The organism is Legionella pneumophila subsp. pneumophila str. Philadelphia 1, from assembly GCF_000008485.1.
GTDB lineage: Bacteria > Pseudomonadota > Gammaproteobacteria > Legionellales > Legionellaceae > Legionella > Legionella pneumophila.
Genome location: NC_002942.5, coordinates 1,502,176 through 1,527,693, shown reverse-complemented (window position 1 = coordinate 1,527,693; position 25,518 = coordinate 1,502,176). Strand labels below are relative to the sequence as shown.

Genomic DNA, 25,518 nt, shown 5'->3' with positions numbered 1-25,518 from the left:
TCCTTTTAAGATTCCATGGGTAGCCAAAGCGAGTTCTCTTTGGCACATTGCTTGGCAATTTGATAACCTGCATCAGCATGCCTCATTACCCCTGTCGCAGGATCATTGTGTAACACACGGGCTAATCGTTTAGCTGCCTTTTCTGTCCCATCAGCAACAATCACAACGCCAGCATGTTGCGAAAAGCCCATACCAACCCCTCCTCCGTGGTGAATACTTACCCAAGTAGCCCCACTGGCACAATTTAACAGCGCATTAAGCAAAGGCCAATCAGAAACAGCATCACTGCCATCCAGCATACCTTCTGTTTCACGATTGGGGCTAGCCACAGAACCAGAATCCAAATGGTCACGGCCAATCACAATAGGCGCTTTAACTTGTTTATTTTTAACCATTTCATTGAAAGCCAGGGCAAGGCGTGCTCTATCCTTTAACCCTACCCAACATATCCTTGCTGGTAATCCCTGAAATGAAATTTTTTCCCTGGCCATATCTAACCAATGATGCAAATGAGGAGCGTCAGGAATTAACTGCTTTACTCGCTCATCCGTTGCATAAATATCTTCTGGATCACCTGACAATGCAACCCATCGAAATGGTCCAATTCCTTCGCAAAATAATGGCCTGATATAAGCAGGTACAAATCCCTCAAAGGAAAAAGCGTTTTTTTCTCCCGCTTCAAATGCCATTTGTCTGATGTTATTGCCATAATCAAATACAGGAATGCCTCTATTATGAAATTCAAGCATTGCATGCACTTGAACAGCCATCGATTTCTTGGCTGCATCAACAACCTCTTCTGGTGATTTTTTTCTCATTTCAACAGCTTGTTCTAATGTCCATCCTAATGGCAAATAGCCATTGAGCGGATCATGAGCGCTGGTTTGATCGGTAACCAGAGAAGGCTGCACTCCCAACTTAACCAGTTGAGGAAATATTTCAGCAGCATTTCCCAAAACAGCTACTGAAACTGGCTTTTTACGGCGACAGGATTCATTAATCCAGTCTAATGCTTCACTTAAATTATCAGTGTACCGATCCAGATACTTTGTCTGTAAACGTTTCTCAATCCTTTGTCTGTCACATTCTACAGCAAGAACGCTGGCACCAGCCATAGTTCCAGCCAAGGGTTGAGCTCCCCCCATTCCCCCTAAACCCGCTGTTAAAATCCAACGCCCGGACAAATCACCCTGATAATGTTTTTTAGCTGCCGCAACAAATGTCTCATAAGTTCCTTGCACAATGCCTTGAGAACCAATATAAATCCAGCTGCCGGCGGTCATCTGGCCATACATCATCAGGCCTTTCTTATCCAGTTCGTTAAAATGCTCCCAAGTAGCCCAGCGCGGTACCAAATTAGAATTGGCAATTAGTATTCTGGGAGCCTCTTCATGGGTAGTAAATACACCGACAGGTTTTCCGGACTGAATGAGTAAAGTCTGATCATTATTTAATAATTTCAATACATGAACAATTTCATCAAAACATTCCCAGTTTCTGGCTGCCTTGCCCAATCCACCATAAACAATCAAAGAATCGGGATCCTCTGCAACATTGGGATCCAAATTATTGCAAATCATCCTTAATGCCGCCTCAGTTAACCAATTTTTAGCTTGAATTTCGGTACCTCTAGGGGCAGAAATAACACGTTTATTCTTGTCCTTGTTCATCAAGAATACTCCTTATTGCTATGAAAACTTCAGTTATTATTTCCCATCAAATAGCGATTAAAAAATTTTTTAGCATCATACACCAGTCAACTACCTCCGGGAATGAGATAATCTAATGAGTTGAGAAAAACCAGATAAAATGACCAATCAATATTCATACTGTTTTTTATATGATATAATTTTTATTTAATAAATTAATTTAATCGTAGTTACTTAAATAATATGGAAAAACACCCAAAATCTCTCCGCATCTACTTTACAACCGAAATGTGGGAACGTTATGGTTTTTACGCAGTTCAATCCTTATTAGCACTTTATTTGGCCTTACACTTTAAATGGCCGGACAAAGAAATCTATTCTTTAGTAGGATCGTTCACAGCACTCACCTACCTCTCACCATTAGTAGGAGGCTGGATTGCTGATAAATTAATAGGCCAAAAACGCGCTATATTGCTGGGTGCTATTGTTCTGTTTTTAAGTTATTGCATGTTGTCATTGATTGATAATTCGCTGGCATTAACCTCTTCACTTGCAGGAGTAGCTGTAGGAACAGGTTTATTAAAACCTAATATTTCTTCATTACTAGGTAATGAATATCCAGTAGGATCAACAAAAAGAGAAAGTGGTTTTACTATTTTTTACATGGGCATCACGACAGGAATAATCCTCGGAACAACACTACCAAGCAAGTTTAATGAGTATTTTGGCTGGTCTGCTTCCTTCACCAGTGCATCAATCGGACTAATCATCGCATTTGTAGTGTTTTTATTTGGAATACATCAGTACAAAATTAAGGATTATAATCCTTTTGTTTTACAACCAGGTAAAATCATTTCAGCTTTTGTGTTATTGGTTTTGCTGTGGTCATTGTCATTTTATATTTTAAGTTCACCTCAGCTGGCGAATATCATGTTTGGACTTGTGGTTCTTTTTTCAGCCAGTTACATTTTATATTCAGTAAATCGTGAAAGTGCAAATCAGTCCAGGCAAACATTAGTTATCGGGTTATTGTGCATCATCTCTGTTATTTTCTGGGCATTTTATTTTCAGATGTTCATGTCCTTAACATTATTTATTGCGCGAGTAGTCGAGCCAAGCTTTTTAGGTATCGATTTTCCCCCACCATACTACATCACAGTGCAAAGTATTGGTATGTTAATAATTGGTTATTTTCTTGCCAAAAAGCACCGTAGTCTTACAATGATTGAAAGAGGCTTAAGTACCGGGAAAAAATTTGTACTTGCTATGGTATTCATGACACTCGCCTACTCAATTATTGCCTTTGTAAGTACTGTAGTTGATAAATCCATTTTGATTTCACCTCTTCTTATCATCCCTGCCTACCTGATGATTTCTTTGGCTGAATTACTGCTTTCACCAGTAGGGTTGTCAGCAATAACTGTACTTGCTGACAAAAACAAGGTAAGCACCATGATGGGTATCTTTTTCGTTTCATTAGGAATAGGAGGATTCCTTTCAGGAAAATTAGCCGATCTGACTGCCATTCCTACTGGAGAGACAAATATAATCGTTTTAAAAACGCTCTACGCTACAGCATTCACCCAACAACTCAGTATATTATTCATTGCTACGTTAGGCTGCCTGGTATTGTTTGCTGTAATTAAATTTTTATTGACTCATATTCAGATATGCGAAAAACAATAATTAGATTTTTACGTTTTAGTTTTCCAGACTTGAAAACTAAAACCCTTTTTATACAAATCAATTGTTGATATTATTCAACCCTTTTGACGGAATATATCTTAGTTATGCTTGAAAAAAATCCTACGCTCGAAAAACTGTTAAAATCTCTTGAAGACATTCAAGCGATAGATATTAAGATCATTGATGTGCATAAACAAACAACAATCACTGATTTTATGGTCGTCACATCAGGCCGTTCATCCAGACATGTCAAATCGATAGCTCAAAAAGTTCTGGAAGATATGAAGGTTGCTGGTCTGCCTTGCTTGAGTTCTACTGGAATAGAACATGGTGATTGGGCTTTAATTGATTTTGGAGACATCATATTGCATGTCATGCAACCAGAATTCCGACATTTTTATAACCTTGAAGGATTATGGGAAGAACACCCTGGTAACTCCTGACATTATCTATGCTAAAAATTACCATTATCACTCTTGGCAATAAAATGCCCGACTGGGTTAACTCAGGAGTTAACGAATACGCAAAGAGGTTTCATGATGGCATCCAGATAAAACTCATCGAAATCCCTTTGCTGCGTCGTAATAAATCCTCGGATTTAGCAAGAATACTAGAAAAAGAAAGTGCTTTGACTAAAGATGCCCTTCCTGCCAATGCTCGCCTTATTGCCTTGGACATGCTGGGAAAATCCTTTAGCAGCGAGGAATTAGCACTTAGGTTGACGCAATTACAACAAATTTCAAGTCACCTTTGTTTTATAATTGGCGGCCCAGAAGGATTATCCAATGAAATACTGACTCTTTGCGATGAACGCTGGTCATTATCCAAATTAACCCTTCCTCATCCTCTGGTTCGCATTATTTTGCTGGAGTCCCTCTATAGAGCATGGTCTATCATTAACAACCATCCTTATCATAAATAGGGTGTGCATAGTCTTTTGCAACACTCTTTCTATATTACATAGAAAAATTTGACTCTAATCTCAAAAAATGAAAAACCACAAGCTTTATAAATATTTTATAATTGGTAAAAATCTGTAATTTCAGGTACTATTCCTACTTTTGTTTTGTCATACAACATTTTCTGCGATGTATCGGAATCAATCATTTAAAAACTATCGTGCTGAATCCCAACATCAACGATTTAGACTTAATCTGTTAATTGCGATTCTGATTATTTTATCTTTAATACTGATTTTAAGATTGGCCTTCCTGCAAATATCCGAATTTAAACGGTATCAGACCTTGTCTTTAAAAAATCAAATGAGCGTAATACCTATTGCTCCTCCAAGAGGGGTTATTTTGGATAGAAATGGAGTATTACTCGCTGAAAACATACCAGTGTATGTGCTGGAAATCACTCCCGAACGTGTTAAAGACATGAAACAGACTTTGACTAAACTTCGAGAGTTAATTCCTTCAATTACAGACGAAGATATTGATAGCTTCAATAAGACCAGATTACAAAATCGTTCTTTTGTTCCCATTCCTATCAAATTAAAATTAAGCCAGGAAGAAGTAGCTACCTTTGCCAGCAATCAGTATCATTTCCCGGGAGTAAGCATTAAAGCGAGATTGATGCGTCATTACCCTCTTGGAGAGATTACTGCCCACGCCTTGGGGTATGTTGGTCGTATTAATATTCAGGAACTAAAACAAGTGGACTCCACTAATTATCGTGCTACCAACTTTATTGGCAAGGCCGGTATTGAAAAATACTATGAAGATATTCTCCATGGTAAAGTGGGTTATCAAATGGTAGAAACTGATGTTAGTGGCCGCACTTTAAGAATAATAAATAAAGTCAATCCTCATTCAGGAGCGAAACTGTATTTAAGCATAGACGCCAGACTTCAGGAAGCAGCTTATAATGCATTGAAGGATAAACGAGGTGCGGTAGTAGTCATAAACTCTCGGAATGGCGAAGTACTTGCGATGGTGAGTTCTCCAAGTTTTGATCCCAATATTTTCGTCAGTGGAGTCAGTAAAGCGGATTATAAAGTGTTATCCAATGCCCTCCAGCGCCCTCTTTTTAATCGAGCAGTTCGAGGCGTTTACCCCCCTGCATCAACAATCAAACCGTTTGTTGGACTGGCTGGTTTGGATAAAGGCTTCATTACCACGACCACTGAAATATATGACCCCGGTAAGTACAAACTCCCTACTTCCAGCCATGTTTACCGTGATTGGAAAAAAACAGGCCACGGGGTCATTAATTTCAAACGAGCCATTACCGTCTCTTGTGACACTTTTTTTTACCAACTAGGTAATAAAATGGGAATCTCTAACATTGAGGACATGCTTGTAAAATTTGGCTTGGGACAACTAACACACGTTGACCTTCATGAAGAAGCAAATGGAGTAATACCTAGCGCTCGCTGGAAAAGACAAACTAAAGGAGTATCCTGGTATCCTGGAGATACTCTCATTTCTGCAATAGGACAAGGATTTATGCTGGCAACCCCTTTGCAAATGGCTAATGCCACAGCTTCCCTAAGCCAGCATGGACAACGATTCAGACCTCACCTACTGATAAAAACAGTAAACAGCGATACCAATGAAATGGAAGAATACAAGCCTTTTGAAGAATACCCAGTTTCCCTGAGAGATGAAGCAAACTGGGATGTTGTGATTGATGCGATGCATAGCGTACTAACCAGCAATGAAGGAACAGGTTACCGTTTTGGCAGAAATCCTCCTTACCCGGTAGCAGGAAAAACAGGTACAGCACAAGTATACAGCGGAAGACAATATGAAAAGGCAAAGTACGAAGACATACCTGAGCATTTGAGGGATAATTCTTTATTTATTGCATTTACTCCAGTAGAAAAACCGGAAATTGCCATTGCGGTGGTAGTTGAAAATGATACTATCGCTTCCACTGTAGCACGTAAGGTACTTGACACTTATTATCAACTTTATCCTATTAAGAAAACACCATGAGTAGACAAACGACTAAGCCCGTATATCGTTTTACAGCAAAGTCCCTTCATCTTGATTTTCCATTACTTGGATTAATACTTACTCTTATTGCCTTCGGACTCTTGATACTTTATAGCGCTTCAAATGCCAATATGGGCATGATCATGCGCCAATCCATGAGGCTGCTCTTCGCTTTTCTAATCATGTTTGTACTTGGATTTATTCCGCCACATAAATATAAAATCTGGACCCCATGGATTTACGGGGTTGGGTTAAGCTTGTTAATCGCAGTCATGCTAATGGGTAAAATTGGTAAAGGGGCTCAGCGCTGGTTAGAACTGGGGTTATTTCGTTTTCAACCTTCCGAGATTATGAAACTGGCTGTACCTATGATGGCCGCCTGGTTTTTCGACCGACAATCTCATCCAAGCAGCATACGCTCAATTGGTATTGCTTCCCTGATTATTTTTATTCCGGCTCTTCTTATTGCAAAACAACCTGATCTAGGTACTGCAATTATGGTTACTGTTGCAGGTTTATGTGTCGTATTTTTGGCAGGAATACGTTTTAAAATCATATTATTAATTGCATTACTGATGTGCTCAGCAATTCCTGTTGTGTGGAATCTGATGCATGACTACCAGAAACAAAGAGTGTATACCCTGATTGATCCTGAACAAGATCCACTTGGTGCTGGCTATCACATTATTCAATCCAAAATTGCCATTGGCTCAGGCGGCCTAATGGGCAAAGGATGGTTAAAGGGTAGTCAATCACACCTCAATTTCTTGCCAGAACATGCTACTGATTTTATTTTTGCGGTAAGTGGCGAAGAATTTGGCTTTGCCGGCGGATTTGCTATTGTCGCGCTGATAGTCTTAATTTCGCTACGCAGTTTAAATATTGCCAATAATGCACAAACCACTTACACGCGCCTGCTTTCAGCCAGTCTGGCCATGACCTTTTTCCTTTCTGCATTTGTCAATATTGGTATGGTCATGGGGATTATTCCGGTTGTAGGTATACCTCTTCCACTCGTCAGTTATGGTGGAACAGCTATGGTAACTTTCCTGGCAAGCTTTGGAATTTTAATGTCGATAAGCTCGCACCGAATATTATTTAATAGCTTGAATTGATTTATTTTTTTATGCTCTGATTTGCATAAATCATATTATGACATTTTAAAAGCTATTTCTTATGTATTTTTATTTGAACGGTATTTTCCAAATTAATACCACTCAGAGTTTTACTTTGAAATCAAATCCGCAACAGGGGAGTAACTTCTTCTATGTATTTTACAAGGACCCAAACGCATTAGCGCTTCTTTATGAACAGGGGTTGCATAACCTTTATGTTCTGCAAAACCATATCCTGGATATATTTTATCAAGAGCTACCATTTCTTCATCACGCAATACCTTGGCGAGGATGGATGCCGCACTAATTTCAGGTATCAAGCTATCTCCTTGGACAATAGCCTTGCATGGTATGTTCAATTGAGGAGTAAAAGCTCCATCGACAAAGACATTATCTGGCTGAATGGGTAAAGCTTCAACTGCCCTTCGCATAGCTAATAGAGTAGCATGATGAATATTTAATTGATCTATTTCCTCAACTTCTGCTCGCCCATAGGCAAAAGCTAACGCTTCTTCCTTTATTCTAATTGCTAATAAATTTCTTTGCTTTGGGCTTAATTTTTTTGAGTCGGTAAGCCCATCTATTGGTTTTTTTAAAATAACGGCTGCGGTTACAACGGCACCCGCAAGTGGTCCTCTCCCCACTTCATCGACCCCAGCCATCAATATTTTTAGCACAGTATTCATTTAACTGCTCCCTGCGAAAAATTAGGCGTAAGATAATAGCTATTGAATGCAAGTGCAAGACAAGAATCGACTTCTTTGATTTGAACCAATCTCAGGAGTTTGATTGGAGTTTTAAATGCCTCAATTACTATTTAACTGGCATGATAACATAGGAAATACAATTGATTTATCACTAAGGAAATGCGATCATAAGTACAAATAATTATCAATTGATGATGAGATGAATAAAATTCGTTGTGCAGTTATTGGTGTGGGTTATCTTGGCAGGTTTCATGCCCAAAAATATCAACTAATTCCTAATGCAGAGTTAGTTGCAGTTTGTGATGTAAACTCTACAGTCTGCGAAGTGGTATCCAGTGAGTTAAATGTTCCGGCATACATCAATTACCATGACCTGTTTGGCAAAGTAGACGCTGTCAGTATCGCAGCGACTACCAACAAGCATTTTGAAATTGCAAAATTCTGTATACAACATGGGATACATGTTCTGATTGAAAAACCGATTACTGAAACAGTGTCCCAGGCTGAGGAACTGATTCGACTTGCAAAACAACATCAGGTGAAGTTACAAGTAGGCCATTTAGAACGCTTCAATTCTGCTCGCCTTGCCCTGGATGAATATCTGGAATTACCATTATTTATAGAATCGCAGAGACTCGCACCTTTTAACCCCCGTGGAACTGATGTAAACGTGATACTTGATTTGATGATTCACGACATAGATATTATTCAAAATATAGTTCAGAGCCCTATTAAATCCATAACGGCTCAAGGAGCACCGGTATTAACAAAAGCAATTGATATAGCTAATGCACGCATAAGCTTTGCTAACCACTGCGTAGCAAATGTAACAGCCAGCAGAATCAGTTTCAAAACGGAACGAAAAACAAGAATCTTTCAGGAGAATTCTTATATTTCAATTGATTACCAAAACAAACAGCTTGCCGTATTTAAAAAAGGCACGGGAGAAATGTTCCCTGGAATACCTGATATCACCAGAGATCAAAGGGAGTTTGAAAAAGGAGATGCGTTACTGGAGGAAATCAGAGCTTTCTTAAATTGCATAGAAAATGATAGCGTGCCGCTTGTTACAGGTGAAGAAGGAAGGGATGCTTTGAAAACAGCTGAACAAATCACCGCTTTAATTAATAATAACCTTGTAGAACGCTATGCCGAATGCTAGTCGTGTTGTCATAGTGGCAGGCGAAGAATCTGGTGACCACCATGCTGCCGAGCTGGTAAAGCAATTAAAAGCAGTTTATCCAGACCTGGAAATTAGTGGCATTGGCGGTAAACACTTAAGAGCCGCTGGGGTTCATTTAATTTCAGATTTAACGCGTTATGCCGTAACCGGTTTGACTGAAATAATTCCTTTCCTGAAAATATTCCGTAAAGCCTTTCAGGATATCAAACAGCATCTGAGTACACAAAAACCTGATTTGCTGATTTTGGTAGATTACCCTGCTTTCAATTTGAGATTGGCCAAGTATGCAAAGAAAAAACTGGGAATCAAAATCATTTATTACATCAGCCCTCAAATATGGGCATGGAAAGGCAAACGTATCCATCTTATTAAAGATTGCATCGATAAAATGGCTGTCATCTTCCCATTTGAAAAGACTATCTATGAAAATGCAGGTGTTCCTGTCAGTTTTGTAGGACATCCTTTAGTAAAAAAGATAGCTGCTGCCAAGGATAAACACTCGGGCAGAACTTCCTTGGGATTACCTTTAAATGAGCCAATTATTGCCTTACTGCCTGGGAGTCGCCATTCTGAAATTGAACGCCATATACCGATATTGGTGAATACAGCAAAATTGCTGACCCTAGACAACCCCAAACTTCGATTTGTAGTCCCTATCGCTGGAACTATCAATCCTGATAAAGTAAAAGCTTATTTCAGCAACCAGAATCTTACTGTTACTTTTATCCAGGGACAGGCAATAGAATGCATGTCTGCTGCTGACTTTGTCATAGTAGCTTCTGGAACTGCCTCATTAGAATGTGCCTTATTGGAAAAACCAATGTGCATTATTTACAAATCGTCCTTTCTTACTTATGTTGCTGCCATGTATTTTATTAAAGTTAAATTTTTGGGCTTATGTAATCTGTTAGCCAATAAAATGATGGTACCTGAATTTTTGCAATACGATTGCAATGCAATTGAATTATCTAGATATATTTCCAATTTTCATAATGATCCCAACCAAGCCAAGTCGATGATTAATCAACTGGCAAAGTTAAAGGAATCTCTGTCTTCCAGCCAGGCTGACTGTTCTCTCTTTGATCTTGTAGTGGCAGAATTGCCTGAAAAAAATGCATAGTTTTGATATGAAAATCTAGATTATCATTTAGCCTTCATGTACAATTAATTTTGCTTTCATTTACATGTGTAAGCAATTGGACTGTATGATTTAATTAAATAATAAGGAAGTTAAGATGAATGTCATTGATACACAAGCTACAACTCAATCCACTAAACAAGAACAAGGTTTACAGGATTTAGTTTACAGTTTGGTTACCCGCTTTCTTGCTGAAAATAAATCCAAATCAATTAATGATCTCTATGATATGATCCTGTCAGAAGTTGAGCCACCTCTATTACAAGCTGTAATGGAAAAACGTCGTGGAAATCAATTACAAGCAGCCAAGATGTTGGGTATTAGTCGCGGTACGATCAGAAAGAAATTACAAAGATATTTCGGTACCAAATATTTTCGCTTAACTGAAGAGTAAGGGAAATTTAAAAATAAAAAGGCTCATTTTTGAGCCTTTTTATTTTATGTTCAGCTCATCCCGGATAATGACTTGTTGTAATCCGGGATTGATTGCCAACCCTATAGAATTCTAGGAGGAAACCAGAAGTCTGTTAACCCGATTCACAAAATCAGCGGGATTATCCAATTGCCCTCCTTCTGCCAACACAGCTTGTTCAAACAGCATAGTAACCCATAATTCAAATTGGTTATCATCCTGAATATCATGCAACCGCTTAATCAGGGCATGATCCGGATTAATTTCAAAAATAGGCTTGCTCACTGGAACCTGTTGACCCGCAGCTTGTAAAATTCTTTGCATTTCCAATCCCATGTCTTGCTCATCAGCAACAACACATGCAGGGGAATCAGTAAGACGATTAGTCAGCAATACATCTTTAACTCGCTCATTTAGAACTGATTTAATATGCTTAATCAATGGCTCCAGGGTTTTTTCCTGTTCTTTAATTTGTTCGGAAGTTTCATCATCTCCCAATTCAACCTTGCCTTTTGAAATTGACTGTAGTTTTTTGCCTGCAAACTCATTCATATAACCTACAAGCCATTCATCGACTTTATCACTGAGCAATAATACCTCAATTCCCTTTTTCCTGAATATTTCCAAATGAGGGCTATTTTTAGCAGCATTGTAACTCGATGCGGTAATATAATAAATTTTATCCTGCCCTTCTTTCATGCGACTAACATATTCCTCCAGCGATACTTCTTGTTTCTCACTACCGCTTGCTGTAGTAGAAAAACGAAGCAACTTGGCAATCGCTTCCTTATTAGCGAAATCCTCAATAGGTCCTTCTTTTAGCACAAGTCCAAATTCATTCCAAAACTTCTGATAGGTTTCTTTATCATTGGTAGCCATTTTTTCAAGCATAGACAAAACACGTTTGGTGCATGCAGCTCGAATAGATTCTACCTGCTTGTTATCCTGTAATATTTCTCGAGAAATATTAAGCGGTAAATCACTGGCATCCACAATCCCTTTTACAAATCGTAAATATCGGGGTAAAAATTGTGTCGCTTCATCCATAATAAATACACGCTTTACATAAAGCTTTAGTCCATGTTTGGCTTCATGCTGCCATAAATCAAATGGGGCATGGGCTGGTATGTAAAGCAAAGTAATATACTCGTGTTTTCCTTCAACATGGTTATGAGACCAGGTTAATGGATCCATGTAATCATGAGAAATATGTTTATACAGTTGCTTATAGTCTTCTTCGCTAATTTCAGATTTCTGTAGTGTCCAAAGTGCCGTCGCCTTGTTTACTGTTTCAAATTCTTTTGATTCTTTGCCTTCCTCTGAAAGCTTTTTCATCACAATAGGCCAACAAATATGATCAGAGTATTTACTAATAATACCGCGAATACGCCAATCACTTAAAAACTCGTCGTTTTCAGGTTTTAAGTGCAAGGTAATTTCTGTACCGCGGGTCGATTTTTTTTCATATCCTATAGTAAATTCACCATCACCCTTAGACTCCCATACAATTCCATCCTCAGGTTGTAACCCAGCGCGGCGACTTTTAACTGTTACTTTATCAGCAACGATAAACGCGGAATAAAAACCCACTCCAAATTGTCCTATTAGTTGAGAATCCTTTGCTTGTTCACCAGTTAATTGGCTAATAAATTCTTTTGTTCCGGATTTTGCAATTGTCCCCAAATTTTCTACTGCCTCTTCCCAACTCAGACCAATCCCATTATCGCTGATGGTAATGGTTTGAAGCTTTTCATTAATCTGAATGCTAATTTTCAAATCAGAATCATTTTCAAACAATGACCCGTTTGATAAAGCTAAAAATCGTAACTTGTCCAAGGCATCAGAAGCATTAGAAATTAATTCTCTAAGAAAAATCTCTTTGTTGCTATAAAGCGAATGCACAACCAAATGAAGCATTTGCTTTACCTCTGTTTGAAATCCCATAGTTTGCTGCTTGCTAACCATTAAACAATCTCCCCGTTAATAGTTGTGTTCGAATAATTAACTTCTCATATAGGGTTGATCTATTAAATTTCAAGGGGATAGCGCTAAAAAAGAGGAAACCAGCAAAAAAACTAATCACCAATAAAGTCTTTTATCTATTGGTGATTATTCATATTGCTAATGCTTGAGACAATATTCAAAATTTGTGTGTTGAAATTAAGCTACCCTACTGAAGGCAACCAACTCAAACCCTCTCGATTCAACACGCCCAGATCTCGAACATTGGTTTGCCAACGCGCAATATTATCTGAAACAAAAGGACCCTTGTCATGTGCATCACAAAATACCTGTAAAACACGTGGTGGGGTTGTTGGCAACATAGGTCCTGTTAACCGCCTATGAGTGGTAGTGAAGCTGCCCGCTCCTCCTAAAGCATTATAAATGGCACCTGGCCCTGAAATCTCCTCGACTAATGGTTTGTAGAATGCAGAATAGTGCTCTTTGGCAATATCTATGTACATTGCTTTAGCCTTGACAAAATCAAGTGTATGCTGACTAATCTCGGAAGGTTTATCAGAAATCAAATTTAACAACAGATCCTTCTCGCTAAATTCACTTATATGCTCATTAATGTATTTGCTTTGAGCTTCCTTTAATTTAAATACTTCCTTAAATTTGTCTGCCCCTAAAAAGTCGTATAATTGCAATAATGAATCGGAGCGAAATGCATCTTGTAATCCTTTTCTTAAATCAAATATACTTTTCCTTTCCTCTTGGCACTTATTAAAAAAAGCCGTTTGCGCAAGAGGTGTGTCTTTTAATGCTGTATATGGATCATCGTATATATTTTTCAAATATCGGGCGACCGTATCCATCATTTTTTGAGTTCTTTTATCATTGGAATAAGCAATAATGTCCGTATTCATACAAACAGCTTCTTGCCTTCTATGATGTGGAGCTATGGGTTCACTGATAATGGAGCCCATATTGAGCATGATTGGAACTCCTCCTGTAATTTGATGTCCTTCTACTATTTTTGAACTATCAACAGGGAGATCAATATCCACATAAAACCCTTCATTGAATAACTCAGGGATCCAGCGACACAGATCGGAGGCAGCAGCAGGATTTCCTCCTTTTCCAAGATGTGCAAGTTCAGCTTTTAGTAATGGATATAATGGTGAATCGGTTTTAACACTATCGATATCAATTAATGAAATATTTTGTTTCCTGGCAAATGCCTTCATCTGGCGGTTTGCTTCTGCATTTAGCAATGAACTGGAATAAATTAATCTAATTTCGCAACCAGGGTATTGTTCCCTTCTTCTTTTTAAAGCCTCCTGTTGTTTAGAAGGCATGAAAAGATCGGGCTTGATACTAAACCATATCGAAGTTTGTATATTCGTCTTAAATTTAAATTCATTACTATCACGTACTTTAAAGCCGCCAAAAGTCACATCAGGAAATTCCTCATGCTCATAATATTTCGGGTATGCTTTGGCAACATTCCAGTTAATTTCATCAGGGGTCAGCCCTTTGATGACACCCGGATGAATAACATTCTTGATCGCTCCATGTAAAAAAGATTGAATCTTATTTTGAGCATCATCCTGTTTCAAGAGTTCTTGAATGATTGCATACGCTACAGAGCCTTCTTTGAGATGCTCAATACTATCCAGTGTGAGAATTGATTTCAAATCATTAAAAAGCACTTGTAAGTCAATTTCAGATGTGTGATTGAGCGCTGAAAAAAATCTCATTCGCAATTTAGAGAGTTGTTGATCCCTTCTTGCTTTCATGATACTCGTCTCCCATATAAGATAACTTTTCTTAAAAAGAACGGTTTTTATTTTTATAATTAATAAGTATAGTAGATAATCGAGACAGGGATATTCAGGAAAAAAATCGCATTATGTACTGAAATATACTGAATATCCTTGATGAACTTAATTTTGCAGTCAGGAAAACGTGATAATTCAGAAATTACGTCTTTGCCAAGAAGCAGGCCTATTCAAAAAGCAAAGCCAGGCATGGTTAATATACCACCAGAATGTACAATCAATACCTTCCCTTTTAATTCGTATTTTTCTATGTACCTTCTGGCCTCATAAAATAATTTTGCAGAGTAAATCGGATCAGCTAAAATGCCTTCTTCATAAGCCAATCGTTTAATTTCTTGTTTAATTGTTTGATTTACAGATCCAAACGATTTCGCAGTAGTTGGGTAAAAGCAAGCATAATTATCAGGGTTTACTCCTGCCCAATGCATAAGTTTTTTCTTAAAAACCTCCTCACTATCTGCTAACAATAACACATGAATAAATCCTTTATGCTGTAATTCATAAAAACCTTTAATTAGCGCGATTGCTGAAAAACCTGTACCTGCATCAACAAAGATATGATCAAAAGCAAATCCCAAAATCTTTTCATTTTCCTTGATATCACTGGCTAGAGACATTGCCCCCTTCATGGACTCCTTAACACTGGCACCTTCAGATAAAATATAAGCAGTTTCTCTGAGCCCCTCAAGATACTGCTCAGCGAATTCATTGACTCGATACCATTCTTCTCGATTTATCCAGATAATTTCATTCTCATGAAGAAAAAGAAGGCTTAATTTAAAATTACCCTGGATTTTTAAATGTTTGGGTTTTACTAGGAAGGCTGTCACTTTCAATTGACATTCTCTGGCCACCTGCAGAGCAGCCAATAAATTATTAGATTGAGCACCCGCAATAATAATGAGATGTCGAATTCCCTTGATTTTTAGAAACGGGATTAAACTGCTGTATTTCCTTATCTTTGTACCACTTATGCCGCAACCTAATTCATCATCTCTCTTAACATAACACTCTATACCTTGCTTGGGGAAATGATTCAGGGCATGCACCCGACTGGACAAATTCCACATCAAATACCTTTTAAATAATTTAATGGATTCGAATAAAATTCAAACTATTTGGACTGGAAATTTCTTTATTAAATAAATAACCCGACTCAGAAAACTCTTTAATTTGTTCTATGGAGTCTATTCTATTCTGCATTATATACTTTGCCATCATTCCTCTTGCTTTTTTAGCAAGGATACCTATCATTTTTAATTCACTATTTTTCTGTTCATAAAAATTGATAGTCACAAGAGGATAACTCAATTTTTTCTCATCCACGACTTTAAAATACTCAGTCGAAGCCAGGTTAATAAGCACAGGATTACTCTGCTCTGCCAGTATTTGGTTTAAAATATTAGTAACAATTTTGCTCCAAAATGCATAGAGATTCTTACCTGCCGGATTTTCTAAATTAACTCCCATCTCTAATCTGTAAGGTTGAATCCTGTCTAAAGGCCTTAAAAACCCATATAGCCCTGACAAAATTCCTAAATGAGATTGAGCATATTCGATCTCTTCATCTTTCCATGAATTAGCATTCAATCCTTGGTACACATCTCCCTGAAATAAAAACAAAGCGGGATAAGAGTGATTCATTGGGTTGTTTTTAAGATCAAAATTTTGATATCTCTCATAGTTTAATTCAGCGAGTTGTTTTGATAAATCCATTAAATCAGCAATTTGTTCCACAGATTTTAACTTCATTATTTTAACCAATTGTAGCGCTTTATCGAGCAATAAAGGATTACTGGTTTCTTTAGAGTAATGTTTTGATATAGATAATAGTTTCTTAGCTGGCGATAACAAAGTTAACATACATAACCTGCTCTATTTATTAGAATTGATATTTTTCTTTCTGCCCTTGCCCATGCCGACGCGAGGATTGTGCATGAAAATTGTAATACTGTCGCTGACTTTAAGCACATCCCCTTTATCATTAAGAACCTGAACAGCAATTGTATGAGATCCTCGATAGATACCATTCAATTGAAAAATCAAATTGGGCTGTGGCTCTCCTAAAGGCGCCCCATCAAAAATAAGCTGCACATTATCCCCTGGAGACAAATCAGGTTCTATTTGGACTGCAACAACAACATAACCTTGATTATTACGAATTGTTGCTTCATTTTGCGGTTGAATAATTTCTAATTTGGTATATTTTTCCTGATCTTCCTGTTTGACACTCTTTTGTTCTTGCTCAGAAGAACCACCTGTTTCATTTGCAGGTGGTGTATAAGTTTGAGCTTCAGGAATTTTTATTTTCTCAGCACCCTGATGAGGTTTGTCGCTAAAATGAACAACACCCTGACTATCCGTCCATTTGTAAATTTGCGCGCTGGAAAGGCAAATTACCATCATCAAAAAGACGAATAGTGGCAGTTTATTCATGAATATAGACCCTTAGAGACTATAATATAACTCAAATTCATAAGGATGAGTCAAGCTCCTGATTTTAGTAATTTCCTCTTCTTTCATTTGAATATAATTATTAATAAAGTCTCTGCTGAACACATCTCCCTGTAACAAAAATTCATGATCTGCCCGCAAATGGTCCATAGCCATCTCTAATGAAGAGCAAACAGTGGGTACATCAACAAGCTCTTCAGGCGGTAAATCATAAAGATCTTTATCCATTGGCTGCCCAGGGTAGATTTTTTTCTGAATGCCATCTATGCCTGCCATCATCATTGCTGAGAAAGCAAGATAAGGATTAGCTGTTGGATCAGGGAAACGTACTTCTATACGTCGTGCCTTTGGATTGCTAACGTGTGGGATACGGATAGCGGCGGAGCGATTTCTTGCTGAGTAAGCCAGTAATACAGGCGCTTCAAACCCGGGAACTAATCTCTTATAGCTATTGGTTGACGGATTGGTAAAAGCGTTTAAAGCTCTGGCATGCTTGATTATTCCACCTATGTAATATAAAGCTGTTTCAGAAAGCCCCGAATACTGATCACCGGAAAACAGATTATACCCATCTTTATAAAGTGATTGATGACAGTGCATCCCGCTTCCATTATCTCCTACCAAAGGTTTTGGCATAAAAGTAGCGGTTTTCCCATAGTTATGGGCAACATTATGTATCACGTATTTCAGAATTTGTAGTTCGTCTGCCTTTTTGGTGAGTGTATTAAAACGGGTAGCTACTTCACACTGGTTAGCTGTAGCTACTTCATGATGATGTGCTTCCACAACCATTCCTAAAGATTCCAATGTGATACAAATTGCTGAACGAATATCATGAGATGAATCGACTGGAGGAACAGGGAAATAACCGCCTTTCAACGGAGGTCTATGGCCAATATTTCCGCCTTCCATTTCCTTACCGGAGTTCCAATGTGCCTCGTCTGAATCTATTTTATAAAATGAACCGCTGATAGTAGTTTCCCATTGCACATTGTCGAAGAGAAAAAACTCAGGCTCAGGGCCAAAATTTACACCATCTGCAATCCCTGTAGATTGTAAATAATTTTCTGCGCGTTGTGCGATTGAACGTGGGCATCTGTCATAACCCATCATAGTCTGTGGATCAACTACATTACATCGTATAAATAAAGTGTTGTCCTGAAAAAATGGATCCGGCTTAATTGAAGTTAAATCTGGCACTAAAGCCAAATCTGATTGATGAATTTTCTGCCAACCTTTAAAAGATGAGCCATCGATCATTTTTCCATTCTCAAGAAAATCATCATCAACTGCTGAAACAGGTATGGTAATGTGTTGCTCTTTTCCACGGATATCTGTAAATCTTAAATCCACAAATTTGGCGTCATGTTCTTTGATTGCATCAAGCACTACATTTTTTGTCATCTTTTGTCTCCAGGATAGTCCGCGTATAGTTTACCTTAAGTGACTTATTAATCCCAATAGATTACACTCTATAGTTTTAATTTTAACAAAAATAATATGGGCGCCTACCAATATCAAGCGCTAAAAGTGAATGGCAGCATTAGCAAAGGTGTAATAGAAGCTGATTCTGAACGCCATGCACGTCAATTATTGCGAGAACAAGGACTAATCCCTACTCAAGTCCAAACATTAACCCAGCAACGTGCTGCCAGCAGCAAAAGTAAAGTTTCTGCGGCTGATTTGGCATTACTCACGAGACAGCTGGCAACACTTCTGGCTGCCGGTATTCCTGTTGAAGAATCATTGCGCGGGGTCAGCGAACAAACAGAAAAAGACAAAGTCAGAGAGCTTATTATCGGAGTTCGCTCTAAAGTATTGGAAGGGTATGGTCTTGCTCAGGCAATGGCTCAATATCCCAATGCCTTTCCAGAACTATACCGGGCAACAGTTGGCTCAGGCGAGCAGACAGGGCGTCTTGATGTCGTTTTAGAAAAATTAGCTGATTATACTGAAAAACAACAACAAACTCGACAGAAAGTGCAACAAGCCTTGATTTACCCATTGCTCATGATCATTGTTTCTACTGCCATTATCAGTTTTTTACTTACTTTTGTCGTCCCTAAAATTATTGATGTGTTTACCGAAAGTGGCCAAACACTACCACCAATGACGAAATTGCTTATTAACTTGAGCCAATTTATCAAATCTTATGGTTTGTATAGTCTAGTGACAATAATTGTGGCTCTGATTGGATTTAAAAAAAGCCTCAGTAATATAAAAATTAAAACAGCATGGCATCAATTCATGCTTAAACTACCTATCGTGTCTTATTTGGTTAAAACAATTAATGTCGCACGATATATTCACACGTTTGGAATTCTATTTGCAGCAGGAGTCAGTGTACTTGAAACCATGCGTGTTTCTTCAAGTTTGGTAACCAATATCGTGATGAGACAGGCTTTTGATTTCGCTACTCTACGAGTCCGTGAAGGAAGTGGAATCAGTGAAGCCCTCAAAGAAACAAAATTCATTAGCCCTATGGCTATCCATCTCATAGCCAGTGGTGAGAAAAGCGGCCAACTTTCAGACATGATGGAACGCTCAGCGTCTCATTTAGATAATGAAGTAAACCGACTGATTGAAACATCCTTAACTTTATTAGAACCTATGGTTATTCTATTAATGGGTGCTGTTGTTTTGTTTATTGTACTTGCGACCTTATTACCTATTTTTTCAATGGAACAATTAGTTGCCTGATTAAGCAGAGGAAGGGTTATCCGCGCCCTTTAAAAATTTAAGTCTATTCATAGGCATCAATATTTGTGTTATAATTTAACATTTAGTTACAAGAGGTACACAAATGAATCGACAAAAAGGCTTTTCTTTGATCGAAATTATGGTTGTTGTCGTGATTTTAGGTATATTGGCATCTATAGTTGTCCCCAAGATCATGGGGCGTCCGGATGAAGCCCGTAAAGTCAAAGCGAAACAAGATGTTTTAGCCATTCAAAATGCACTCGATTTATACAAACTTGATAATGGTTCATACCCTACAACTGATCAAGGTTTAATGGCTCTGGTAGAAAAACCAACAAGCAATCCTGTTCCAACGAATTGGAAACAATATCTGAAATCATTGCCAAAAGATCCATGGGGCAGAGAATATCTTTATTTAAACCCAGGACAACATACTGACGTTGATGTCTTTACTTATGGAGCAGCAGGACAACCTGGCGGAACAGGGATTAATGCGGAGATTGGTAACTGGGATGACCACTCATAAGGGTTTTACCCTGATAGAAATTCTTATTGTCATAGTGATTATAGGTATAACCTTGGGGTTTGCCTTAATCGCTTTTGGTGATTTCGGAGAAAGCAGACGTATACAATTTTCAGCTGAACAATTGGCAAATACCCTAAGCCTGGCTCAACAACAAGCCATTTTAGAAAGCAGTACCCTTGGGTTAAAAATAGATAATAGCAGTTACCAAATTCTTAAGTTTCAGGACCAGGCGGGATGGAATCCCATATCGAACAAAGGAATTTTTAAACTCTACTATTTTCCCAAAAACGTTGTGATTAGCCTTAAAACAAATCTAAAACATAGCCGGGGGAACCCTGCAATCATAATAGCACCATCTGGTGACATGACCCCTTTTACTATAGAATTTGGCACAGATAAGGAAAAATGGATAGCCAAACTTACAGGCAGCCATAATGGTGATTTGGATTTTACCATGGCAAAATCTCAATGATGCCGAAAACTAAACTAGTCTCCGGATTTACTTTGATAGAAGTCTTATTGGCTCTTACTGTCATTGCAATTGCTTTAACAGCGCTTTTAAAAGCAACTGCTCAAAATATAGACAACACGCATAGAATTAAAGAAAAAACAATTAGTCATTGGGTAGCAATGCAAGGGATAGCGATGATCCAATTAAATCTGCTGCGCACTTCTCAAAGCCAAGAATCAACGCAAGCAACCACCATGCTGGGACAAAAGTGGTACTGGAGAGCTAAAATTAGCCCGACCCCTATAAAACGAATGCAACAGATAACCATTTCAGTCAGTTCCAAACAAGCAGGTCCCTTTCGAGAAGAACTCATTGCATTCAGGTACTTGCCATGATTAAAAATAAAGGATTTACACTGATTGAGATATTAATTGCTCTTACTGTTTTTGCTATATTAGCAACTATTACCTCCTCAACCTTATACTACGCATTCAATACTCGAACCCGAGTTAACGCGCAGGCTGAACGCTTAAATGCACTTCAGCTGGCAATAAGTATCATTCAACAAGATACTTCCCAAACAGTGGAACGTGCTATAAGAGGTAATGAAATGCGCCTGTTTCCAATATTTGTTGGTCAACCCCAATACCTTGAACTAACCAGGGATGGAGTAGTAAACCCCAACAGTACTGAGAAACGCAGCACCTTGGAACGCGTCGCACTTGTTTGCCAGGATAGCAAATTACTGCGCCGCACATGGAATACTTTAGATCCTATTGACAGAAATATCTATAAAGACAAAGTACTTCTGGATAATTTGTCTGAATGTCATTTCAACTATTTAAATCAAAATTTACAGCTTCTCTCCGAGTGGCGAGAACAGGCAGTCAATCAAAATCAGCAAAGAGAACCTCTTCCCAAAGCAATCCAAATGAATCTCACTTTAAAGGACTGGGGAGATATGAACATGCTTTTTATCATACCCGGAGCACTCTATGTTTATGAGTAGCCCACCTTCAAAATCCATTGCCAGTTCTAAAATGCAAGGAAGCGCTCTTTTAACGGCTCTATTTATTATGACATTGGTTGCTATAGTTGCCACTGCCATGAGCACACGATTACAACAGGACATTTACAGAACAAGACTAGTGATTGCTCAGGATAAACTATATCTTGCTTCTCAGGCAGTTACTTTCTGGGCACTCAATGAATTACTTGATAAGAACAACCACTTTACAAAAACCAACCAGTTAGGGATGGTAGCCCAATACCCTAAAAATATGGAATCCATATATAATCAAGTTCAATTAAGTGGTGGAATTTTTGATTTACAAGCACGATTTAACCTCAATAACCTGATTGAGAAAAAATCTATTCCCACTTTAATGCACCTGATAAGCCACGCCTACTCAAAGGCAACCGGCCAAGAACGTGCTAATATAGCCTTGGGAGTAAAGCATTGGTTGCTTGCTTATGATCTTGGCCGAGGAGAAGATATTTATACCTCTTATTATCTCTCCCAGAAACCTCCTTACTATCCCAGCCATCAACTTATAAAAAGTAAATCTGAATTTCGATTGATAAAAGATGTAAGTGCACCCGCTTATATTGCCCTTGAACCTTTTATCACAGCCTTGCCTGAATCAACGAGCATCAACATTAATACTGCCCCAAAGCAAATATTGATGTCATTAGGAGATGGATTAAGTGACGCCCAGGCAAATGAATTAATAACTGCTCGTGGGGAAAATGGTATCACTGATCTGAAAGAGATCAACGAGTTATTAAAAAAATTCAATATTCCCAGTGACCAAATAACCGTTGAAAGTCAATATTATCTCAGCGTTGCCTATGCAAAGAATGATGAATTTAGTTTAGTTGTGTATTCTTTATTAAAACGTAGTCGTGACAGAAAGGGTAAGTTATTAACAAGCGTCATTAGAGAGAGTATTAATAATTTTTGACTTAAGCTCAAATGTTCCAAACAATATGAATACGCCAGAATCCAACTTTTAGTTAATGGGTTGTCATCCGATTTTTATTTTTACCAGGAATGAGTGCTTTTAGTTTCTGGAAAATGCAATTCTTGCTGAGATTTCATCCCCCACTAATCGATATATTTTAATACAATCTGATTGTTTACTATACTAATAGATATCATCAAATTCATTTGGATTTCACGATGCACTTAGTTTTATTTTCTAACTGTTTACGAGGAAAACCATCAACATTAATGCTCGCTTCGCTTTTTAACATACCCTTTTACTAACTACTTGTTATGATTAATATTATTAAAAACAGAAACAAGAAAAACCATACTGCTTCCACTGAGTTGAAATCAAAAATTAAGAAGGAGCAGGTCAAACTGCTTTTTGATCAAGTTGGTATGGCTATATCAGGTGAAGCTTTAACAGTAACTATACTACCTATTGCATTATGGTCTGTTACAAATCATGAGCTGCTTATTATTTGGATGATTTTTACTTATGTTTTTTCAGATCTTTATAAAAGCATGCTGCTCTTCTATTACAATAAACAACCAACATTATTTTCAACCGAAAAATGGTTGTTCCTTTTTAACTTGGGTGTTGTAAGTTCTGGCTTGGCATGGGGATTTGCCAGTTCAATTATGATTCCAGCCTCAAGTACATTGCATCAAATCTTTGTCGTTTTTCTTATTACAGGAGTTACAGCAGCAGCCAATTCGCTCTATTCACCTGTGCGATTATCCTATTTTTTATTTCTGGTCACTGCTTTTGTTCCTTTCACTATATGGTTATTTTCAAAAGGACAAGTTTATTTATTGTTGGGGTTTTGCGGCATTATTTATTTGGGGATTATGTTGTTTATTTCATATTACTCAAACAGGATTTTGATTAATACCTTAAAAATGCGCTTTAAAATCTCTAATTTGAATTCAACCAAAGATATTTTAGAAAAAAAAGTAGCGGACAGAACCAAAGAATTGGAAAAAATCTTGGCTTTAACCAAATCAACTTTAGAGTCAACAGCGGATGGTATTTTAGTTGTTGATCTCAAAGGTAATATTGAATTCTGCAATCAGCAATTTCTCAAGATGTGGGGAATTGCTCCAGGGTTTATTGACAGTCATAATGACACAGAAACAATTCAATATGTATTGAATCAGCTTAAAAATCCGGAAGAATTTTTAAAACAAATTAAAGAACTATACAATAATCCAAAGCAGGAAAGCTTTGATGAATTGCATTTCAAAGACGGTAAAATCTTTGAGAGATACTCACAACCACATTGGTTAGACAATAAAATTATAGGGCGTGTTTGGAGTTTTAGAGATGAGACATTAAGAACCAGATTAGCTTATCAAGCCAATCATGATTCTCTAACTGGTTTACCCAATCGTACAGCTCTATACGATCGCCTGGATCACGCGATTAATTACTGTAAACGATTAAACACCTCATTATCGGTATTATTTCTGGATATTGATAATTTTAAGTTAATTAATGACAGCCTGGGCCATGATGCCGGTGATATATTATTGTATGAATTTTCCAGGCGTCTTAAAGGATGCATACGTCATAGCGATACAGTTGCTCGATTTGGCGGTGATGAGTTTGTTTTGTTATTGATGACCACTGAACCTAAAGATGTTATTCTAATAGCGCAAAACATTTTAAAAGCTGTAGCGCAACCTATCAAATTGCCTACCCAGGAAGTCATAGTGACGACAAGTATAGGAATTAGCCTTTTCCCTAAAGATGGCATTGATGCAAGCACCTTACTCAAAAATTCCGATACCGCAATGTACCTGGCTAAAAAGGAAGGGCGCAATAATTTCCAATTTTATAATAATTCGATCAATCAACAATCGCTCAAACGCCTTGAGATACAAACACAGATACACAATGCAATTAAAAATAATGAATTTTTTATTCTTTACCAGCCCATTTATAATTTACGTAGCGGTGAATTAGTAGGTGCCGAAGCCCTGATACGTTGGGGGCATCCTGCAATAGGACTCCTCTCTCCGGATGAATTTATTCCTATTGCTGAAGAAACCGGGTTGATTAACCAAGTTGGCGAGTGGGTGTTAAGAAATGCCTGTGTTCAAAATAAAACCTGGCAACTTATGGGGTTACCGCATATTAGTATTTCCGTTAATGTCTCATGGAGACAGTTAAAAAATAGCAATTTTATCGAGATTGCAGAATCTGTATTAAAAGAATCCAGACTAGATCCTCAGTATTTGGAAATTGAATTCACCGAAAGTACTATGATACAAAAATCAACGCCCATTGATTCAACGTTAATAAAAATTTCCCAGTTGGGCATTAAAATGGCAATTGATGACTTTGGTACCGGTTACTCAAATTTAAGTTATTTAAAGACTTTCCCCTTCGATAAACTTAAAATTGATCGTTCATTTATTCAAAACTGCACCACTAACCCAAATGATGCCTCCATAGTTGAAGCAATTATTGCCATGGCCCATAGCCTGGAACTCAAAGTATTGGCAGAAGGAGTTGACACGATTGATAAAGCGTTTTTTATGCATCAACATGGCTGTGATGAAGTACAAGGTTTCCTTTATGGCCTACCTGTTAAAGCTGATAAGTTTGTGAAATTAATGCAAAAAACTAAAATCCGCCATTCAAAATTTATTAATAAAACATAAGGTTGTTGTTTCTTTTAGTACTATAAAGAAAATACTACAGACTACTCATCAATTGAACTAGCTCATTTAAACCAGTATTTTAAACACACAACAAATTATCAAGTTACAACTAT

Annotated in this window: 23 protein-coding genes; 15 read left to right on the top strand and 8 right to left on the bottom strand. The window is 37.7% G+C overall.

Features of this window, described 5'->3' with window-relative positions:
* Window positions 1–5: 5 nt before the first annotated feature.
* Entirely contained in the window at window positions 6–1,670 is a 1,665-nt protein-coding gene (gene hutU, locus LPG_RS06910) for a urocanate hydratase (protein ID WP_015444534.1), read from the bottom strand.
* A gap of 222 nt (window positions 1,671–1,892) precedes the next feature.
* Between hutU and LPG_RS06905 the strand changes: the two genes are divergently transcribed.
* The 5 genes from LPG_RS06905 to rodA all read left to right on the top strand — a co-directional run bounded on the left by LPG_RS06905 (window position 1,893) and on the right by rodA (window position 7,392).
* Window positions 1,893–3,335 carry a peptide MFS transporter gene (locus LPG_RS06905; RefSeq protein ID WP_010947108.1) on the top strand — a complete coding sequence of 481 codons (1,443 nt, stop codon included), beginning with the start codon at window positions 1,893–1,895 and terminating at the stop codon, window positions 3,333–3,335.
* Window positions 3,336–3,439: 104 nt separating this feature from the next.
* On the top strand, window positions 3,440–3,778 hold the full coding sequence (rsfS, locus tag LPG_RS06900) for a ribosome silencing factor (RefSeq protein ID WP_010947107.1): 339 nt from the start codon (window positions 3,440–3,442) through the stop codon (window positions 3,776–3,778).
* 8 nt (window positions 3,779–3,786) lie between these two features.
* The gene (gene rlmH / locus LPG_RS06895; RefSeq protein WP_010947106.1) at window positions 3,787–4,257 is read left to right on the top strand and encodes a 23S rRNA (pseudouridine(1915)-N(3))-methyltransferase RlmH; all 471 of its coding nucleotides are present in this window, start codon (window positions 3,787–3,789) and stop codon (window positions 4,255–4,257) included.
* A gap of 166 nt (window positions 4,258–4,423) precedes the next feature.
* Window positions 4,424–6,277: a penicillin-binding protein 2 gene (gene mrdA / locus LPG_RS06890; protein ID WP_015444536.1), complete on the top strand. Its 1,854-nt coding sequence runs from the start codon at window positions 4,424–4,426 to the stop codon at window positions 6,275–6,277.
* Window positions 6,274–7,392: a rod shape-determining protein RodA gene (gene rodA / locus LPG_RS06885; protein WP_010947104.1), complete on the top strand. Its 1,119-nt coding sequence runs from the start codon at window positions 6,274–6,276 to the stop codon at window positions 7,390–7,392. Before mrdA ends, rodA begins: the two co-directional genes overlap by 4 nt.
* A 110-nt stretch (window positions 7,393–7,502) precedes the next feature.
* Here rodA and rnhB read toward each other — a convergent pair whose 3' ends face one another.
* The gene (rnhB, locus tag LPG_RS06880; RefSeq protein WP_010947103.1) at window positions 7,503–8,078 is read right to left on the bottom strand and encodes a ribonuclease HII; all 576 of its coding nucleotides are present in this window, start codon (window positions 8,076–8,078) and stop codon (window positions 7,503–7,505) included.
* A 220-nt stretch (window positions 8,079–8,298) separates the two neighbouring features.
* Here rnhB and LPG_RS06875 point away from each other — a divergent pair, with 220 nt between their 5' ends.
* The 3 genes from LPG_RS06875 (at window position 8,299) to LPG_RS06865 (ending at window position 10,814) form a co-directional block, all read left to right on the top strand.
* Window positions 8,299–9,261: a Gfo/Idh/MocA family protein gene (locus LPG_RS06875; protein WP_010947102.1), complete on the top strand. Its 963-nt coding sequence runs from the start codon at window positions 8,299–8,301 to the stop codon at window positions 9,259–9,261.
* Window positions 9,248–10,402, top strand: coding sequence for a lipid-A-disaccharide synthase (gene lpxB, locus LPG_RS06870; protein WP_010947101.1), 1,155 nt, complete (start codon window positions 9,248–9,250; stop codon window positions 10,400–10,402). The genes LPG_RS06875 and lpxB overlap by 14 nt, the downstream gene beginning before the upstream one ends.
* Window positions 10,403–10,517: 115 nt before the next feature.
* On the top strand, window positions 10,518–10,814 hold the full coding sequence (locus LPG_RS06865) for a helix-turn-helix domain-containing protein (protein WP_010947100.1): 297 nt from the start codon (window positions 10,518–10,520) through the stop codon (window positions 10,812–10,814).
* Window positions 10,815–10,925: 111 nt separating this feature from the next.
* On the opposite strand, the gene htpG is transcribed toward LPG_RS06865, so the two are convergent.
* The 6 genes from htpG to glnA form a co-directional block, all read right to left on the bottom strand.
* Window positions 10,926–12,797, bottom strand: a complete 1,872-nt coding sequence (gene htpG, locus LPG_RS06860; protein WP_010947099.1) for a molecular chaperone HtpG — start codon at window positions 12,795–12,797, stop codon at window positions 10,926–10,928.
* A gap of 200 nt (window positions 12,798–12,997) precedes the next feature.
* Window positions 12,998–14,575 carry a glycosyltransferase family 88 protein gene (locus tag LPG_RS06855; protein ID WP_010947098.1) on the bottom strand — a complete coding sequence of 526 codons (1,578 nt, stop codon included), beginning with the start codon at window positions 14,573–14,575 and terminating at the stop codon, window positions 12,998–13,000.
* A 212-nt stretch (window positions 14,576–14,787) separates the two neighbouring features.
* Window positions 14,788–15,687: a pyridoxal-phosphate dependent enzyme gene (locus LPG_RS06850; RefSeq protein WP_015444538.1), complete on the bottom strand. Its 900-nt coding sequence runs from the start codon at window positions 15,685–15,687 to the stop codon at window positions 14,788–14,790.
* A gap of 19 nt (window positions 15,688–15,706) precedes the next feature.
* Window positions 15,707–16,480 carry a peroxide stress protein YaaA gene (gene yaaA / locus LPG_RS06845; RefSeq protein ID WP_010947096.1) on the bottom strand — a complete coding sequence of 258 codons (774 nt, stop codon included), beginning with the start codon at window positions 16,478–16,480 and terminating at the stop codon, window positions 15,707–15,709.
* Window positions 16,481–16,492: 12 nt separating this feature from the next.
* Window positions 16,493–17,053, bottom strand: a complete 561-nt coding sequence (locus tag LPG_RS06840) for a DUF4124 domain-containing protein (RefSeq protein ID WP_010947095.1) — start codon at window positions 17,051–17,053, stop codon at window positions 16,493–16,495.
* A gap of 12 nt (window positions 17,054–17,065) precedes the next feature.
* Window positions 17,066–18,475 (bottom strand): type I glutamate--ammonia ligase, encoded by a 1,410-nt coding sequence (glnA, locus tag LPG_RS06835; RefSeq protein ID WP_010947094.1) that lies wholly within the window; start codon window positions 18,473–18,475, stop codon window positions 17,066–17,068.
* A gap of 96 nt (window positions 18,476–18,571) precedes the next feature.
* On the opposite strand from glnA, the gene lspF reads away from it, so the two are divergent.
* From lspF to LPG_RS06800, 7 genes are all read left to right on the top strand, one after another.
* Complete coding sequence (lspF, locus tag LPG_RS06830) at window positions 18,572–19,771, top strand: GspF family T2SS innner membrane protein variant LspF (protein ID WP_010947093.1); 1,200 nt, start codon at window positions 18,572–18,574, stop codon at window positions 19,769–19,771.
* A gap of 103 nt (window positions 19,772–19,874) precedes the next feature.
* Complete coding sequence (lspG, locus tag LPG_RS06825) at window positions 19,875–20,297, top strand: GspG family T2SS major pseudopilin variant LspG (protein ID WP_010947092.1); 423 nt, start codon at window positions 19,875–19,877, stop codon at window positions 20,295–20,297.
* On the top strand, window positions 20,284–20,769 hold the full coding sequence (gene lspH / locus LPG_RS06820; RefSeq protein WP_025862367.1) for a GspH family T2SS minor pseudopilin variant LspH: 486 nt from the start codon (window positions 20,284–20,286) through the stop codon (window positions 20,767–20,769). Before lspG ends, lspH begins: the two co-directional genes overlap by 14 nt.
* Complete coding sequence (gene lspI / locus LPG_RS06815) at window positions 20,766–21,143, top strand: GspI family T2SS minor pseudopilin variant LspI (protein WP_010947090.1); 378 nt, start codon at window positions 20,766–20,768, stop codon at window positions 21,141–21,143. Before lspH ends, lspI begins: the two co-directional genes overlap by 4 nt.
* Window positions 21,140–21,757, top strand: a complete 618-nt coding sequence (gene lspJ, locus LPG_RS06810) for a GspJ family T2SS minor pseudopilin variant LspJ (protein ID WP_010947089.1) — start codon at window positions 21,140–21,142, stop codon at window positions 21,755–21,757. Before lspI ends, lspJ begins: the two co-directional genes overlap by 4 nt.
* Window positions 21,744–22,712, top strand: a complete 969-nt coding sequence (gene lspK / locus LPG_RS06805; protein ID WP_010947088.1) for a GspK family T2SS minor pseudopilin variant LspK — start codon at window positions 21,744–21,746, stop codon at window positions 22,710–22,712. Before lspJ ends, lspK begins: the two co-directional genes overlap by 14 nt.
* A gap of 314 nt (window positions 22,713–23,026) precedes the next feature.
* On the top strand, window positions 23,027–25,405 hold the full coding sequence (locus LPG_RS06800) for a sensor domain-containing protein (protein WP_010947087.1): 2,379 nt from the start codon (window positions 23,027–23,029) through the stop codon (window positions 25,403–25,405).
* Window positions 25,406–25,518: the final 113 nt, after the last annotated feature.

Excerpts from the sequence above, each read along its gene's own strand:
- hutU (WP_015444534.1), bottom strand. The coding sequence starts at position 1,670 with ATGAACAAGGACAAGAATAAACGTGTTATTTCTGCCCCTAGAGGTACC.
- LPG_RS06905 (WP_010947108.1), top strand. The coding sequence starts at position 1,893 with ATGGAAAAACACCCAAAATCTCTCCGCATCTACTTTACAACCGAAATG.
- rsfS (WP_010947107.1), top strand. The coding sequence starts at position 3,440 with ATGCTTGAAAAAAATCCTACGCTCGAAAAACTGTTAAAATCTCTTGAA.
- rlmH (WP_010947106.1), top strand. The coding sequence starts at position 3,787 with ATGCTAAAAATTACCATTATCACTCTTGGCAATAAAATGCCCGACTGG.
- mrdA (WP_015444536.1), top strand. The coding sequence starts at position 4,424 with ATGTATCGGAATCAATCATTTAAAAACTATCGTGCTGAATCCCAACAT.
- rodA (WP_010947104.1), top strand. The coding sequence starts at position 6,274 with ATGAGTAGACAAACGACTAAGCCCGTATATCGTTTTACAGCAAAGTCC.
- rnhB (WP_010947103.1), bottom strand. The coding sequence starts at position 8,078 with ATGAATACTGTGCTAAAAATATTGATGGCTGGGGTCGATGAAGTGGGG.
- LPG_RS06875 (WP_010947102.1), top strand. The coding sequence starts at position 8,299 with ATGAATAAAATTCGTTGTGCAGTTATTGGTGTGGGTTATCTTGGCAGG.
- lpxB (WP_010947101.1), top strand. The coding sequence starts at position 9,248 with ATGCCGAATGCTAGTCGTGTTGTCATAGTGGCAGGCGAAGAATCTGGT.
- LPG_RS06865 (WP_010947100.1), top strand. The coding sequence starts at position 10,518 with ATGAATGTCATTGATACACAAGCTACAACTCAATCCACTAAACAAGAA.
- htpG (WP_010947099.1), bottom strand. The coding sequence starts at position 12,797 with ATGGTTAGCAAGCAGCAAACTATGGGATTTCAAACAGAGGTAAAGCAA.
- LPG_RS06855 (WP_010947098.1), bottom strand. The coding sequence starts at position 14,575 with ATGAAAGCAAGAAGGGATCAACAACTCTCTAAATTGCGAATGAGATTT.
- LPG_RS06850 (WP_015444538.1), bottom strand. The coding sequence starts at position 15,687 with ATGTGGAATTTGTCCAGTCGGGTGCATGCCCTGAATCATTTCCCCAAG.
- yaaA (WP_010947096.1), bottom strand. The coding sequence starts at position 16,480 with ATGTTAACTTTGTTATCGCCAGCTAAGAAACTATTATCTATATCAAAA.
- LPG_RS06840 (WP_010947095.1), bottom strand. The coding sequence starts at position 17,053 with ATGAATAAACTGCCACTATTCGTCTTTTTGATGATGGTAATTTGCCTT.
- glnA (WP_010947094.1), bottom strand. The coding sequence starts at position 18,475 with ATGACAAAAAATGTAGTGCTTGATGCAATCAAAGAACATGACGCCAAA.
- lspF (WP_010947093.1), top strand. The coding sequence starts at position 18,572 with ATGGGCGCCTACCAATATCAAGCGCTAAAAGTGAATGGCAGCATTAGC.
- lspG (WP_010947092.1), top strand. The coding sequence starts at position 19,875 with ATGAATCGACAAAAAGGCTTTTCTTTGATCGAAATTATGGTTGTTGTC.
- lspH (WP_025862367.1), top strand. The coding sequence starts at position 20,284 with ATGACCACTCATAAGGGTTTTACCCTGATAGAAATTCTTATTGTCATA.
- lspI (WP_010947090.1), top strand. The coding sequence starts at position 20,766 with ATGATGCCGAAAACTAAACTAGTCTCCGGATTTACTTTGATAGAAGTC.
- lspJ (WP_010947089.1), top strand. The coding sequence starts at position 21,140 with ATGATTAAAAATAAAGGATTTACACTGATTGAGATATTAATTGCTCTT.
- lspK (WP_010947088.1), top strand. The coding sequence starts at position 21,744 with ATGTTTATGAGTAGCCCACCTTCAAAATCCATTGCCAGTTCTAAAATG.
- LPG_RS06800 (WP_010947087.1), top strand. The coding sequence starts at position 23,027 with ATGATTAATATTATTAAAAACAGAAACAAGAAAAACCATACTGCTTCC.